The 13,112-nt window shown below is 61.0% G+C and carries 14 protein-coding genes; 8 read left to right on the top strand and 6 right to left on the bottom strand.

Translation table 11 applies throughout. The annotated features are described in order from the left end of the window. Positions 1-10: 10 nt before the first annotated feature. The 6 genes from AEP_RS09135 to AEP_RS09110 are packed head-to-tail and all read right to left on the bottom strand — an operon-like array spanning position 11 to position 3,853. A complete protein-coding gene (locus AEP_RS09135; protein WP_087495093.1) occupies positions 11-661 on the bottom strand; it encodes a histidine phosphatase family protein in 651 nt (216 codons plus the stop codon). Then, positions 662-1,264 carry a hypothetical protein gene (locus tag AEP_RS09130; RefSeq protein WP_087495092.1) on the bottom strand — a complete coding sequence of 201 codons (603 nt, stop codon included), beginning with the start codon at positions 1,262-1,264 and terminating at the stop codon, positions 662-664. It abuts the gene before it with no gap. Positions 1,265-1,299: 35 nt separating this feature from the next. Beyond that, positions 1,300-2,259 (bottom strand): tRNA 2-thiocytidine(32) synthetase TtcA, encoded by a 960-nt coding sequence (gene ttcA / locus AEP_RS09125; RefSeq protein ID WP_087495091.1) that lies wholly within the window; start codon positions 2,257-2,259, stop codon positions 1,300-1,302. Positions 2,260-2,298: 39 nt separating this feature from the next. Next, positions 2,299-2,670, bottom strand: coding sequence for a dihydroneopterin aldolase (locus tag AEP_RS09120; RefSeq protein WP_087495090.1), 372 nt, complete (start codon positions 2,668-2,670; stop codon positions 2,299-2,301). Then, positions 2,667-3,068 (bottom strand): dihydroneopterin aldolase, encoded by a 402-nt coding sequence (locus AEP_RS09115; RefSeq protein ID WP_087495089.1) that lies wholly within the window; start codon positions 3,066-3,068, stop codon positions 2,667-2,669. Before AEP_RS09115 ends, AEP_RS09120 begins: the two co-directional genes overlap by 4 nt. Further along, entirely contained in the window at positions 3,065-3,853 is a 789-nt protein-coding gene (locus tag AEP_RS09110; RefSeq protein ID WP_232459968.1) for an SDR family oxidoreductase, read from the bottom strand. The genes AEP_RS09115 and AEP_RS09110 overlap by 4 nt, the downstream gene beginning before the upstream one ends. Positions 3,854-3,930: 77 nt before the next feature. Between AEP_RS09110 and AEP_RS09105 the strand changes: the two genes are divergently transcribed. From AEP_RS09105 to AEP_RS09070, 8 genes are all read left to right on the top strand, one after another. Beyond that, positions 3,931-5,052, top strand: coding sequence for a class I SAM-dependent methyltransferase (locus tag AEP_RS09105; RefSeq protein ID WP_087497261.1), 1,122 nt, complete (start codon positions 3,931-3,933; stop codon positions 5,050-5,052). A 135-nt stretch (positions 5,053-5,187) separates the two neighbouring features. Next, positions 5,188-6,213, top strand: coding sequence for an iron ABC transporter substrate-binding protein (locus tag AEP_RS09100; RefSeq protein ID WP_087497260.1), 1,026 nt, complete (start codon positions 5,188-5,190; stop codon positions 6,211-6,213). Between the two features lie 7 nt (positions 6,214-6,220). Continuing rightward, entirely contained in the window at positions 6,221-7,789 is a 1,569-nt protein-coding gene (locus AEP_RS09095; protein WP_087495088.1) for an ABC transporter permease, read from the top strand. Continuing rightward, the gene (locus tag AEP_RS09090; RefSeq protein ID WP_087495087.1) at positions 7,786-8,853 is read left to right on the top strand and encodes an ABC transporter ATP-binding protein; all 1,068 of its coding nucleotides are present in this window, start codon (positions 7,786-7,788) and stop codon (positions 8,851-8,853) included. The genes AEP_RS09095 and AEP_RS09090 overlap by 4 nt, the downstream gene beginning before the upstream one ends. 80 nt (positions 8,854-8,933) lie before the next feature. Then, positions 8,934-9,302 (top strand): phosphomannose isomerase type II C-terminal cupin domain, encoded by a 369-nt coding sequence (locus AEP_RS09085; protein ID WP_087495086.1) that lies wholly within the window; start codon positions 8,934-8,936, stop codon positions 9,300-9,302. A gap of 43 nt (positions 9,303-9,345) precedes the next feature. Then, positions 9,346-10,326: an ROK family protein gene (locus tag AEP_RS09080; protein ID WP_087495085.1), complete on the top strand. Its 981-nt coding sequence runs from the start codon at positions 9,346-9,348 to the stop codon at positions 10,324-10,326. A 175-nt stretch (positions 10,327-10,501) separates the two neighbouring features. Next, positions 10,502-11,752: an ABC transporter substrate-binding protein gene (locus AEP_RS09075; RefSeq protein WP_087495084.1), complete on the top strand. Its 1,251-nt coding sequence runs from the start codon at positions 10,502-10,504 to the stop codon at positions 11,750-11,752. Between the two features lie 97 nt (positions 11,753-11,849). Then, positions 11,850-13,112 carry an ABC transporter substrate-binding protein gene (locus AEP_RS09070; RefSeq protein ID WP_198301927.1) on the top strand — a complete coding sequence of 421 codons (1,263 nt, stop codon included), beginning with the start codon at positions 11,850-11,852 and terminating at the stop codon, positions 13,110-13,112.

Genomic DNA, 13,112 nt, shown 5'->3' with positions numbered 1-13,112 from the left:
CGGTGGGACCTCAGGCGGTGGTTTCGTCCAATGCGTCGTCTTCCAGATGGCGTGCATCGCCCCAGCCGACCAGGCTCAGACCATCCGGTGTCCACAGTAGCCGGTTGATCGCCGCGTTGCCCAAGTGCCAGGTGCGCGGGGCATGCAGCTCCTGCCGGGTGGCCAGGCGGTAAAGCATGTCCATCACGCCGCCGTGGGCTACCAGCACGATGTGTTCGCCGGGATGGCGGGAGGCAATGTCGTCCACCGTGGCATGTACACGTGCCAGCAGTTGGGTCGGGGTTTCACCGCCGGGCGGGGCGAAGTGAGGGTCGCGCTGTTTCCAGCGGCGGGACTCTTCGGGCCACTTTTCTGCAATGTCGGCCCAAGTTTCACCCTCAAAGGTGCCGAAGCCGCGCTCGCGCAAGCCGGTGTGCAGTTGCACTTCGCGTGCGCTCGCGTGGGCAGCGTGTCGGGCAATGGCCTTCGCGGTGCTGTGGGCGCGTTGCAGGTCGCTGGTGTAGATCCTGTCTATGGCTTCTTCAGCCAATGCTTTGCCCACGCGCTCGGCTTGCCAGAGACCGCGCTCGTTCAAGCCAATGTCGAGTTGCCCTTGGATGCGGGTGTCCACATTCCAGGCGGTTTCGCCGTGCCGCACGGCGATGATGCGGGTTACGGGCATTCAGGGGTTCTCTTTTCCGGGGGCGGGCAGCTCCACCACCACACGCCTGTTTCCGGGGTTGGGGTAGTCTTTGAGTGCGGCTTCCAGCATGGGCGGTACGAGGTTCAGGGTGTCGCGCCAGGGACCGTCAAAGATGGCGGTGGTCTCAAAGGCCACTTGGCTGGTTGTGCTGTCACGCAGGGTCAGGTGTACTCGGTGGCGGAACCAGGGCACTTCAATGTCCGGCATCACTGGCCATTCTTCGTACAACTTGCCATCGGCACCCCGCACCAGGCGGGGGCGGGGCGGGCGGTAGTGCGGATTGCGGATGTTGTCCACGCCCAAGCCCACTTGCGCCAGATAGCGGCCGGAGGTGTCATTGCGGTTCAGACCCACACGCTCCAGGGCTTCCTGCGCCATGCTCTCCAGTGTGTCCTGAAAGCCCAGGTTTTGCTGCTGCGAGGGCAGGCGTTCAAACCGGAAATCCGCATTGCTGGCCGGTAGCGCTGCGCCTGCAAAACTTTGCACATCGCTGTCGATCATGCGCGGCAGCGAGCAGCCGGTCAGGCCAACCAGGGCTGCCAGAGCGACCCAGCGGGCTAGCGTGTGAAAAAGGTGAGGCATGGTGCGCTCCTCGGGTGTCAATGTAGGGCGGTGCGTTACAGGTTCACGACTTGCACACCCGGCAGCCCGGAGAGGCTGGGCAGGGTGGGGGTGGGCAGGTCTTCCGCGTCGAAGGCTTTGTCGCCGTTCTCGTCAGCGATGCCGGTGGGGCAGATGTTCTTGAAGTCGTGCTTGGTGTGGTCCATGAGGTGCGAGGGCACAACGTTTTGCAGCGCGGTAAACATGGTCTCCGCACGGCCGGGGTATTGCTTTTCCCAGTCGCGCAGCATGTTGCCAATCTGCACGCGCTGCAGGTTGGTCTGGCTGCCGCACAGCGAGCAAGGGATGATGGGGAACTCGCGGTGCGCGGCCCAGCGGATCAGGTCTTTCTCGGCCACGTAGGCCAGCGGGCGGATCACGACGAATTCGCCGTTGTCGCTGGTGAGCTTGGGTGGCATGCCTTTAAGCTTTCCACCGAAAAACATGTTCAGGAAGAAGGTTTGCAACATGTCGTCGCGGTGGTGGCCCAGCGCGAGTTTGTTGCACTTGAGCTTGCGCGCCACGCTGTACAAAATGCCCCGGCGCAAGCGGCTGCACAGGCTGCACATGGTCTTGCCTTCGGGGATGTTGCGCTTGACGATGGAATAAGTGTCTTGCGTTTCGATGTGGAATTCCACCCCCAACTTGGCCAGGTACTCAGGCAAGATGTGGTCGGGGAAGCCGGGTTGCTTCTGGTCGAGGTTGACCGCCACGATCTCGAAGTTGATGGGCGCGCGCTGCTGCATCTTGAGCAGGATGTCGAGCATGCCGTAGCTGTCTTTGCCGCCGGACATGCAGACCATGACGCGGTCGCCTTCTTCAATCATGTTGAAGTCCACAATGGCCTGACCCATCTGGCGGCACAGTCGCTTTTCCAGCTTGTGGGTTTCGCGCTCGATCTTGAGTTCTTTGTTGCGGTTGGCAGCAGCTTCCGCCGCTTCGGTGGTGGTGTCTTCTTCAACCCATGTAGCGTTCATGCTTCTCTCCTTGTTGCGTTGGTGCAATGGCGGGGTGGATCACCACTCTCCGGTCTCCATGCGGATGGCAACTTCACAGTCTTCAAAAATTTCCAGTTTCGCGATCTTGACGCGCACACCCAGCACGCCGGGCAACTGCATCAGCCGGTGGGCTAACTTGCCGATCAGTGTCTCCAGCAGGTTCACGTGCTCGGCCGTGCATTCGCTGATGATGATCTGGCGCACCTTGCGGTAGTCCAGCACGTGGTTGATGTCGTCGTCATGTGGCAGCAGGGGCTGGGTGCCCAGGCTCAGCTCAGCGTCCACCTGAATGGGCTGGGGTGCGACTTTTTCGGACTCCAGAATGCCGAGGTTGGCGTCAAAGCGCAGGCCCGTGAGGGTCAGGGTTTGGTGACCGGTGCTGGCCTTCATGTGTTCACGCCTTTCATGCGGAATACTTCGACGCCCACGCCCGCACAGTCGGGGTACACGTCAGGTTTTTGGGTGGACAGGCGCACGGCGCGCACCTGCGGGTGGGCCAGCATCTGCTGTACGAGTTCGTCGCACAGCGTTTCCTGCAGTTCGACATGGCCGCGCGCGATGCGGCGGGCAATGAGTTCGCGCACAAAGTCGTAGTCCACCACCTCAGACAGGCTGTCTGAAACAGGTGTGCTGCCTACATAAGGCACGAACAGTTCCACGTTAAAAATCAGGCGCTGCGATACGCCTTTTTCAAAGTCATGGGCGCCGATGTGCACTTGCACTTCGTGGTCCCGTAAAAAAAGGCGGCGGCATTCCAGTGCCAGGGTCACCAAGGGATCGTGGCTCATGGGGTGCCTTTCACAGAAGAGGGCTCCACGGCAAACATCACATCGCGGGCTAGGGGCACCAGGTGCTGGCCGTTGTCCACACACAAAGTGCTGCCGGTAATGCAAGGGTTCTCCGCCAGAAACAGGCAGGTGGCAGCGACCTGGCCGGGGTCTATGGGTTCGCGCAACAGGTTGACGCGTGCGGCCTTGTCGAAGTTGTCCTGGGTTTGCGGGCCGCTCAAAAACATCAGGCCCGGAGCCACACCGCACACGCGCACGGCTGGAGCCAGCGCCTGGGCTTGCAAAGCCACTGCCCGTTCCAGCGCCAGCTTGCTGACGGTGTAGGAAAAATAGTCGGGGTTGAGGTTGAACACCTTCTGGTCCAGCACATGGATGATGCTGTGCGCGCCCGGGGTAGCGTCCGCACCCAGGCTGTTGGTCATCCAGCGCGAGAGAGATAAAGGTGCCATCAGGTTGACTTCCAGCTGCTGGCGAGCGCCTTCGGTGTCGATGGCATCGCCACTGTCGGGCTCGAAGCTGGAGGCGTTGTTCACCAGGCAGTGCAGCGGGCCGGACTTGGCGGTAATTTCTGCAATCACGGCCTTGCGGCTGCCTTCATCTGACAGGTCCGCATGGATGGCGTGGGCCTCATGCCCTTGGGCACGCAGCCCGGCGCACAGCGCCTCGGCCGCTTCAGCGCTGCGCTGGTAATGGCACCACACCTCCCACCCGGCCGCAGCGAAACGGGCGCAGAGGAGCGCACCCAAACGATGGGCACCACCGGTGACAAGTACGCGCTTCAACACAAATGCATCCTGAAAAAAGGGAGGGGACGTGGAGGGAAAGATAATCCGTGGCTTTACGCAACACGAGACCCATGCCCATGTCCACGACGGAGAGTATTCCGGCCAACTTGACCCGAATTATCGCGGATGCCATCGAAAAGGCGGGCGGATGGATTGGATTTGACACCTTTATGGCCCTGGCTTTGTATGCGCCGGGTTGGGGCTACTACGCCAACGGCTCCACCAAATTCGGCCAGATGCCCCAGGGATTGGTGGGTGAAGCAGGGGTCGAAGGTGCCGGTAGCGATTTTGTGACCTCCCCTGAGATCAGCCCCTTGTTCGGCCAGGCGCTCGCCCGCCAGGTAGCGCAAGTGCTGGAAGCCACAGGCACCGACGAGCTCTGGGAATTCGGCGCGGGCACCGGAGCCTTGGCGCTGCAGTTGCTCGACGCATTGGGCGACCGGGTGCGCTCGTACACGATTGTGGATCTTTCGGATTCCTTGAAAGCCCGCCAGCGGGAGCGACTGGCAGGCCATGCAGGCAAGGTGCAGTGGGTGAGCGCGCTGCCTGCGCACATGCGTGGCGTGGTCGTGGGCAATGAGGTGCTGGATGCCATGCCGGTGCAGCTGCTGGCCCGTGTGGCGGGGGCCTGGCATGAGCGCGGTGTGGCCTTGGCTCAGGGCCAATTGGTCTGGGCTGATAAGCCCAGCACCTTGCGCCCGCCCGTCGATATTGATGGCGAACATGACTACCTGACGGAAATCCACGCACAGGGTGAAGCCTTTGTCCGCACGCTGGCGGATCACTTGCAGCTTGGGGCTGCTTTCTTGCTGGACTACGGTTTCCCCGAGAGTGAGTACTACCATGTGCAGCGCTCCGGCGGCACGGTCATGTGCCACCGCGCCCACAGGGCGGATGCGGACCCTTTAAGCGATGTGGGGCTCAAAGACATCACCGCGCACGTGAACTTCACTGGTGTTGCGGTCGCCGCGCAGGACGCGGGGCTGGATGTATTGGGCTACACCAACCAGGCCCACTTTCTGATGAATTGCGGCTTGGTGAAAGCCATGCAATCGCAGCCACTGCAAGCCCGTGTAGCCGCCCAGAAACTTCTGATGGAGCACGAGATGGGCGAGTTGTTCAAGGTAGTCGCGTTGGGTCGGGGTGTGGACGCCCCACTTCTGGGCTTTGCCCGTGGCGACAGGACCCACCGGCTTTAGTCCTGAGGCATTCGCGGTCTCTCCGGAGGCCCCATCGGGATGCAGCGAAAACTAAGGCTACAATCTAAATGCGAATTGTTGTTATTTGTGTTGTGGCCGAAACAAAACGGCCGGATTAAACCCTTTGCCTGCATCATGAAACGTAAATTCCTGAACTCTTTGTTCCGCTTGGCTGCCTTGGGCGCTGCGATCGCCACCGTAGGATTGCCTGCGCAAGCGCAGGCGCCTTCCGCAGAAGGCATCCTGGTCTACAACGCCCAGCACGCCAGCTTGACCCAAGCTTGGGTAGAGGCCTTCACCAAAGAAACCGGCATCAAGGTCACTTTGCGCCAGGGCAGCGATACCGAGTTGGGCAACCAACTGGTGCAAGAAGGAGCCGCCTCGCCGGCCGACGTGTTTTTGACTGAAAACTCCCCGGCCATGGCCTTGGTGGACGGTGCCGGCCTGTTTGCTCCGTTGGACCCCGCCACGATCAACCTGATTGCCCCTAGCTACCGCAACGCCCACGGCCGCTGGGTAGGCATTGCGGCGCGTAGCACCGTGTTTGTGTACAAGAAAACCAAATTCACTCCTGAGCAGCTGCCCAAGTCGCTGATGGATCTGGCCAAACCCGAGTGGAAGGGTCGCTGGGCTGCGTCCCCTGCGGGTGCGGACTTCCAGGCTATCGTGAGCGCGGTACTGGAGCTCAAGGGCGAGGCTGCTACAGCTGCCTGGCTCAAGGGCATGAAGGAAAACGTGGTGCCCTACAAAGGCAACAGCATTGCCATGAAGGCTGTCAACGCGGGTCAGGTTGACGGTGCGGTGATCTACCACTATTACTACTACGGCGATATGGCCAAGACCGGTGAGAACAGCGAAAAGGTGGGTTTGCACTATTTCCGCAATGAAGACCCGGGCGCATTTGTGAGTATCTCCGGCGCTGGTGTGCTGGCCTCCAGCAAGCGCAAGGCAGAAGCCCAGGCATTTGTGAAGTGGGTTGCCGGCAAAGGCGGCCAGGAAATTTTGCGCACCGGCAACTCGTATGAATACGCTGTGGGTCAGGGTGCTGCTTCGCACCGCAGCCTCGTACCTCTGGCGGATTTGCAAGCACCCAAAGTCGAGCCCGCCAAACTCAATAGCAAAAAAGTATCTGACCTGATGACCCAGGCGGGCCTGTTGTAATCCACGTGTGACTTCTCTCGCGGTGCATGTTCCTGCGCCCCTGGCCCGCCCCGCGCGCCAGGGGCGTTTGTCCTGGGTGGCGCTGGCTGCGCTGCTCGTGTCCGTGCTTGCCCTGCTGCCCTTGGGTTTTGTGGCATGGGTCGCTTTTCAGAGCGGTTGGGACACGGTGGTGGCCTTGGTATTCAGGCCGCGGGTCGGCGAGTTATTGATCAACACCGCACTGCTGGTGGTCCTGACCGTGCCACTTTCCATCGTGCTTTCGTTGTCCTTGGCGTGGTTGACCGAGCGTTCAGACCTGCCCGGTGCGCGCTGGTGGTCGTGGTTGGCGGCGGCGCCTTTGGCAGTGCCGGCCTTTGTGCACAGCTACGCATGGATCAGCGTTGCGCCCGGCATGCACGGCCTGTGGGCGGCGGTGTTGATTTCGCTGGTGGCTTATTTTCCGTTTGTGTATTTGCCGATTGCGGCCGCATTGCGCCGCTTGGACCCGGCTATGGAAGACGCGGCGGCTTCTCTGGGCTACGGCCCGTGGGCCGTGTTTATCAAAGTGGTGCTTCCGCAGCTGCGGCTGGCCATCTGGGGTGGCGCACTACTAGTGGGTCTGCATTTGCTGGCGGAATACGGATTGTTTGTGACCATCCGCTTTGACACCTTCACCACCGCCATCGTGGACCAGTTCCAATCCACTTACAACGGCCCGGCCGCCAACATGTTGGCAGGGGTGTTGGTGCTGTGCTGCTTTGGCTTGCTCGGTTTGGAAGCAGGCACCCGAGGACGGGAGCGCTATGCGCGGGTCGGCGCGGGTTCAGCCCGGCAAGTGCCTGTGCGGGCCTTGGGCCGCTGGACTGCACTTTGCCTGCTATTGCCGGCTGTGACTGCCTTGTTGTCACTGGGCGTGCCGCTGGTCACCCTGAGCCGCTGGCTGTGGGCAGGCGGCGCGGAGGTCTGGAACTTCAAGGAATTGGCGCCCGCACTCTGGCAAACCTTGTTGTTGGCCGGTTTGGGGGCCTTGCTCACTACCGTATCTGCGGTACCCATGGCTTGGTTGTCTATCCGGTCGCCCGGGAAAGTGCAGCGTTGGGTAGAAGGTGCCAATTACTTGGCCGGCGCACTGCCCGGCATCGTGGTGGCGCTAGCACTGGTCACTATCACCGTGCGCGTGGCGCTGCCGCTGTACCAGACAGTGTTCACTGTATTGCTGGCGTATGCGCTCATGTTTTTGCCCCGTGCGCTGGTGAGCCTGCGCGCCGGCATCGCACAAGCCCCCATGGAGCTGGAGCAGGCTGCACGCAGCCTGGGGCGCACACCTTTGCAGGCCCTCTGGCAGATCACCATGCGCTTGGCGGCACCCGGCGCAGCATCAGGCTACGCCATGGTGTTTTTGGCTATCACAACTGAACTCACGGCCACTTTGTTGTTGGCCCCCAATGGCACCCAGACGCTGGCGACCGCTTTTTGGTCCCACAGCTCGGAGATCGACTATGCCGGCGCCGCGCCGTATGCGCTGCTGATGGTGCTGATGTCGCTCCCGCTAACCTGGATGCTTTACCTCCAATCTCGACGCATGGCGGGACGATGACGACTCTTGAACTGCACGGTGTGCACAAATCGTATGGAAATGTGGCGGCCCTCAAGGGCATCCAGCTGAGCGTGCCGCGTGGCAGCCGCACCGCCATCGTGGGCCCCTCGGGCTCCGGCAAGACCAGCCTTTTGCGCATCATTGCAGGTTTTGAGGCGCCGGATGCAGGTCGTGTGGTGTTGCAAGGCGATGTGCTGGCCGACGGTCCGGCCATCGTGCCCGCGCACCAGCGCGGCATTGGCTATGTGCCGCAAGACGGCGCGCTGTTTCCGCATTTGAGCGTGGCGGACAACGTGGGCTTCGGGCTGGATAAGTCGGCTCCCGATCGCAAGTCTCGCATTGATGAATTGATGGACATGGTGTCGCTGGACCGTGCCATGCTGCAACGCCGCCCACACGAACTTTCGGGTGGGCAACAGCAGCGCGTGGCGCTGGCGCGCGCCTTGGCGCAGCGGCCCAAGTTGATGCTGCTGGACGAGCCGTTTTCCGCGTTGGATACGGGCTTGCGGGCATCCACGCGCAAGGCGGTCGCCCAGTTGTTGCAAGATGCAGGCATCACCACCATTCTGGTCACACACGACCAAGCGGAAGCTTTGTCTTTCGCAGACCAGGTCGCCGTGATGCGCGGCGGCCTGCTCGCGCAGGTGGGCACTCCCTTGGACTTGTACTTGCGCCCGAACGATCCGGTCACTGCCAGCTTCCTGGGCGATGCTGTGGTGCTCGACGCGACGCTATCAGCCGGCTGGGCGGACTGCGCACTGGGCCGGCTGCCCACGCAAGAACACGCCCGGGTGGGCGCTGGCCAAATTTTGTTGCGCCCTGAGCAGCTGTCAGTCAGTCCGCTGGATACGGCGGCAGTATCCGCAGGGGGGGCGCAGTCCTGTGTGGGCACAGTGGTTGAGGCCGATTTCTGCGGCTCGGTGTGCGAGTTGATCGTGAAGCTGGATACCCCGGCCACCGGTGGTCGTGTACACGTTCACAGTGCAGGGCTGGAGGCGCCTACCGTGGGTGCACGGGTGCAGGTGTCGGCTCGTGGCATGGCCCACGTGTTTCCCGCATCCTGATATTCGGCAGTAACAGCCCCGTAACGACGGGGGTGTGATGCGGGGTAGGATCGGCGCGCCGTTTTAAGGATTGTTTAATCATGCAAACCACCTTGCGAACCGAGACCATCGAACGTACCCAGCGCCCCTGGGGCTGGTACGAGACCATCTCGGAAGTACCGGGCAACAAAATCAAGCGCATCGGTGTGTTCCCCGGTCAGCAACTGAGTTTGCAGAAACATCACCAGCGTGCAGAGCATTGGGTGGTGACAGAGGGCATTGCCCGGGTCACACTGGATGACCGCCAGTTTGACCTGAGGCCCGGTGAGTACTGCGACATTGCCATCGGGCAGGTGCACCGCCTGGCCAATCTGACCGACGGCCCGGTAGAGATTGTGGAAGTACAGTTCGGTAGTTATCTGGGTGAGGACGATATCGTGCGTCTCCAGGACGACTACGGCCGCAACTGAACCCCAACCCCTGTAAATTTCAAGATTTGAGAGCGAGTGCAGCATGGCATTGACCCACGACATTGAATTGAACATCGCCCCCGGCAGCGCGCCTGTCGCCTGTGTGGACATCGGCGGCACCAAGGTGGCAGTCAATATTGCCGATGCTGCCGGAGTGCGGGGCAAGGTTTCTGAGCCCACCGCCAAAGAAGGCAACAACGATGCCTTGGCCCGTCAGATCATCCGCATGGTGGGCGAGAGCTGCGCCTTGGCGGGCGTGGCCGTGGCGGACATTGCTGCAGTGGGGGTGGCCACCTGCGGGCCTTTTGTAATCAACCAGGGCATGGTCGAGTTGGCCGGCCCCAACATCTGTGGCGGCCTGGCTGGCAAGGCGCGCGGTTTGCCCAACGACTGGGTGACCGCCTTGCTCGAAGCGCCCTTGAAAGCCACATTCCCGAACGTGCGGGTAGAGAACGACGGAGTAGGCGCCCTGGAAGCAGAGCGCCGTTGGGGTGCGTTGCAGGGTGTGGCCAATTGCGCTTACGTGACCTGGAGTACTGGTATCGGCATGGGCTTGTGTGTGGACGGCAACATCCTGCGCGGCAAAAACGGCAACGCAGGCCATGCGGGCCACACGTTCGTGAGTTCCAACAACGATGCCTTGTGCGGCTGCGGCAACGTGGGCGATGTGGAAGGGCTGGTCGCCGGCAACGCGATTCCGCGCAGGTTCGGTGCACAGGGATTTGCAGACGCTGCTACGCTTTTTGTAGCTGCTCGCGCAGGCGATGCGGGCGCTGTGGCCATTGTGGATGATCTTTGCGACGTCATGGGGCGCACCTTGTACAACATGGTGGCCACGCTGGACCTGCAGCGCATCAGTGTGGGCGGCAGTGTGTTCTGGCACAACCGCGATTACCTCTTGCCCAAACTCCAAGCCGCTCTCAAAGGCAAGCTACCGGCCCTGACCGACGGTGTGGAGATCGTGCCCGCCGGCTTGGGTGAGAAGGTCGGCGATTACGCCGCGCTCGCATTGGTGGTGGCCTGAGCCGGTAAATCAAGCGAATAGATCTAAGTCTCCCTAGGGAAACTCCTAGTAGCTCAACGTTAAAAATTAATTAAAAATTAATTAATTCAAGTGGACATGGTGTTCGCTCGAATTCAACGTTGCTTCCGGCCCGTTTTGTTGCACAGCCGGACAGATACACTTTTTTGGAGACAAGATGTTGAAGCTTTCTAAACTCGCCACCGCAGTGGCACTCGTGGTTGCTGGTTCGGCCGCTGTGGCTGGTGAAGTGGAAGTCCTGCACTACTGGACATCCGGCGGCGAAGCCAAGTCCGTGGCTGAACTGAAGAAGATCATGCAAGGCAAGGGCCACACATGGAAAGACTTCGCAGTGGCCGGCGGCGGCGGTGACAACGCTGCGACTGTGCTGAAGAGCCGCGTGGTGAGCGGAAACCCTCCTGCAGCCGCCCAGATCAAAGGCCCTGCCATTCAGGAGTGGGCTTCTGAAGGCGTGTTGGCTAACCTCGACGCAACTGCCAAGGCCGAAAAGTGGGACGACCTGCTGCCCAAGGTGGTGGCTGACGTCATGAAGTACAAAGGCAACTACGTGGCTGCTCCCGTGAACGTTCACCGCGTGAACTGGATGTGGGCCAACTCCGCTGTCCTGAAGAAGGCCGGCGTGACTGCTACCCCCAAGACATGGGACGAGTTCTTTGCTGCTGCTGAAAAGGTCAAGAAAGCCGGCCTGATCCCCGTGGCACACGGTGGCCAGAACTGGCAAGACTTCACCACCTTTGAGTCTGTGGCTCTGGGCGTGGGCGGCACCAAGTTCTACAACGAAGCTCTGATCAAGCTCGACCAGAAGGCACTGACCAGCGCCACCATGACCAAGGTCTTGGAAACATTCCGCAAGGTCAAGGGTTACACCGACGCAGCCGCCCCCGGCCGCGACTGGAACCTGGCGACCGCCATGGTCATCCAAGAGAAGGCTGCATTCCAGTTCATGGGTGACTGGGCCAAGGGCGAGTTCTCTGCTGCTGGGAAGGTTCCCGGCAAAGACTACGTCTGCGCTGCTGCTCCCGGCACCGGCAATGCGTACACCTTCAACGTGGACTCCTTCGCGATGTTCAAGCTGAAGGACTCTGGCGCCCAAAAGGCCCAGGCTGATCTGGCTGCTTCCATCATGGGCACCGAGTTCCAGGAAGTCTTCAACCTGAACAAGGGTTCCATCCCTGTGCGTTTGAACATGTCCATGGACAAGTTCGACGACTGCGCCAAGACTTCCGCCAAGGACTTCGTGTCTACCGCCAAGTCCGGTGGTCTGGTTCCTTCCGTGGCTCACGGCATGGCCATCAAGCCCGCTGCTGAAGGCGCGATCAAGGACGCCGTATCCCAGTTCTGGAACGACGACAAGATCTCCGTTGCTGACGGTGTGAAGAACATCGCCAAGGCCGCTGCTACCAAGTAAGCCCTGGCCGGGCGCCTGGCGCCCGTTTTTCCGAGATGGCCCCATCCCTTGACGGGGGTGGGGCCATTCCCCATCACGTGTTCTTCAGGTCACTCTCATGTACTTTTCAGCCCTAGCGCGCACCATGGCCGCTGCATTTGCGCTGTGCGCAAGCGCCGCGTTGCATGCCGGCGAAGTGGAAGTCCTGCACTACTGGACCTCCGGCGGTGAAGCCAAATCGGTGGCAGAGCTCAAAGACATGATGGGCAAACGCGGTCACACCTGGAAAGACTTTTCCGTGACCGGTGGTGGTGGCCAGAATGCCATGGCGGTGCTCAAACAGCGTGTGCTCGCGGGCAATGCTCCAGCGGCAGCCAACATCAAAGGGCCGGCCATTCAGGAATGGGCCGAGCTGAACGTGTTGACCAGTCTCGACGCGATGGCGTCGTTCGAAAAGTGGGACGAAGCGCTCCCCAAGGTCGTTGCCGACCAGATGAAATACAAAGGCCGCTATGTGGCCGTCCCGGTGAACGTACACCGGGTGAATTGGTTGTGGGCCAACTCCGCGGTGCTCAAAAAAGCCGGAGTCGCAGCACTGCCGAAAACCTATGACGAATTTTTTGCCGCAGCCGACAAAATCAAGGCTGCCGGCTTCATCCCAGTCGCCCACGGCGGGCAGGACTGGCAGGATTTCACGGTGTTTGAAAGCGTGGTTCTGGGCGTGGGCGGTACCGCGCTGTACGACAAAGCCTTGGTCAAGCTGGACCGCGCTGCGATGACCAGCGACGAGATGAAAAAGGCGTTGGAAATCTTCCGCCGCATCAAGTCTTACACCGATGCCAATTCCAACGGCCGTGACTGGAATGTCACCACCGAGATGGTCATCAACGGCAAAGCCGGCTTCCAGTTCATGGGTGACTGGGCCAAAGGTGAATTTCTGGCTGCGGGCCAGACACCGGGCAAGGAATTCACCTGCTCCGCAGCACCCGGCACCGCCAACGCCTACACCTTCAACGTGGACTCATTTGCCATGTTCCAACTCAAGAGCTGGGAAGCCCAAAAGGCCCAAGGCTACCTAGCCTACCTGCTCATGGGCAAAGAGTTCCAGGAAAAGTTCAATCTGCGCAAAGGCTCCATCCCCGTGCGGCTGGGCATGAACATGGACAAGTTTGACGACTGCGCCAAGACCTCCAGCAGAGACTTTGTGGCCACCTCCGCCTCGGGCGCGCTGGTGCCTTCGGTAGCCCACGGCATGGCACTGTCGTCGTCACAGCAAGCTGCCATGCGCGCCGCGGTGAGCGAGTTCTGGAACAACGACAAGCTGAGCGTGAGTGAGGCCGTCGCCAAATTGGTCGCAGTGAGTGCGCCCAAGCAAAAGTAA

This window comes from Curvibacter sp. AEP1-3, assembly GCF_002163715.1.
Lineage (GTDB): Bacteria > Pseudomonadota > Gammaproteobacteria > Burkholderiales > Burkholderiaceae_C > Allorhodoferax.
The sequence above is the reverse complement of the archived record's forward strand: the minus strand, read 5'-3'. Positions and strand labels throughout refer to the sequence as shown.

Coding starts and splice junctions, on each gene's coding strand:
- AEP_RS09100 (WP_087497260.1), top strand. CDS start 5,188: ATGAAACGTAAATTCCTGAACTCTTTGTTCCGCTTGGCTGCCTTGGGC.
- AEP_RS09085 (WP_087495086.1), top strand. CDS start 8,934: ATGCAAACCACCTTGCGAACCGAGACCATCGAACGTACCCAGCGCCCC.
- ttcA (WP_087495091.1), bottom strand. CDS start 2,259: ATGAACGCTACATGGGTTGAAGAAGACACCACCACCGAAGCGGCGGAA.
- AEP_RS09120 (WP_087495090.1), bottom strand. CDS start 2,670: ATGAAGGCCAGCACCGGTCACCAAACCCTGACCCTCACGGGCCTGCGC.
- AEP_RS09115 (WP_087495089.1), bottom strand. CDS start 3,068: ATGAGCCACGATCCCTTGGTGACCCTGGCACTGGAATGCCGCCGCCTT.
- AEP_RS09130 (WP_087495092.1), bottom strand. CDS start 1,264: ATGCCTCACCTTTTTCACACGCTAGCCCGCTGGGTCGCTCTGGCAGCC.
- AEP_RS09090 (WP_087495087.1), top strand. CDS start 7,786: ATGACGACTCTTGAACTGCACGGTGTGCACAAATCGTATGGAAATGTG.
- AEP_RS09080 (WP_087495085.1), top strand. CDS start 9,346: ATGGCATTGACCCACGACATTGAATTGAACATCGCCCCCGGCAGCGCG.
- AEP_RS09105 (WP_087497261.1), top strand. CDS start 3,931: ATGTCCACGACGGAGAGTATTCCGGCCAACTTGACCCGAATTATCGCG.
- AEP_RS09070 (WP_198301927.1), top strand. CDS start 11,850: ATGTACTTTTCAGCCCTAGCGCGCACCATGGCCGCTGCATTTGCGCTG.
- AEP_RS09075 (WP_087495084.1), top strand. CDS start 10,502: ATGTTGAAGCTTTCTAAACTCGCCACCGCAGTGGCACTCGTGGTTGCT.
- AEP_RS09135 (WP_087495093.1), bottom strand. CDS start 661: ATGCCCGTAACCCGCATCATCGCCGTGCGGCACGGCGAAACCGCCTGG.